Origin of the sequence: Acidisphaera rubrifaciens HS-AP3 (assembly GCF_000964365.1) — a bacterium.
GTDB classification, from domain to species: Bacteria; Pseudomonadota; Alphaproteobacteria; order Acetobacterales; family Acetobacteraceae; genus Acidisphaera; species Acidisphaera rubrifaciens.
This window is the reverse complement of sequence record NZ_BANB01000829.1, coordinates 1-433: the sequence shown is the minus strand read 5'-3', so window position 1 is coordinate 433 and position 433 is coordinate 1. Positions and strand designations below refer to the sequence as shown.

Sequence of the window (433 nt, the reverse complement as noted above, 5' to 3'; positions counted from 1 at the left end):
CCGTGATCGGCCAGCCCGTGCGCCGCCAGCACCGGCGCCGCCGCCTCGGCGCTCATCGGCGTGAACAGGGCGGATGGGGCCAGCGGCACCACGTCGATGCGCGCCGGATCGACGCCCAGCCGGGCCACCGCCTCGTCCTTGGTGAATTGCGAGATGGCCACGATCCGGCGCGCCCGCCGCAGCGTGGCCGGCAGCCCCCGCATGATCCAGGCGATGCGATCGGGCGGATGCAGGCTGCGGTCGAGGTGCCAAGACAGGTCGTTGATGGTGGCGACCATGGCGCCGCGGAACGGCCGGGCGATCATGTTCGGCTCGTGATAGACGAGGCGCCCCGCCGCCGTCTGCGTCATCGCGGCGACCTGCCGTGCCAGCTGCGCGCTCAGCATCGTGCCGCGCAGCCAGGCCGCGCCCGGGATCGCGCGCACGACGCGCC

Annotated in this window: 1 protein-coding gene; it reads right to left on the bottom strand. The window is 74.4% G+C overall.

The window, feature by feature from the left end; genetic code table 11:
• Window positions 1-433 (bottom strand): glycosyltransferase (locus B8460_RS18265; protein ID WP_048863050.1); only part of this gene is annotated, 433 nt, incomplete at both ends.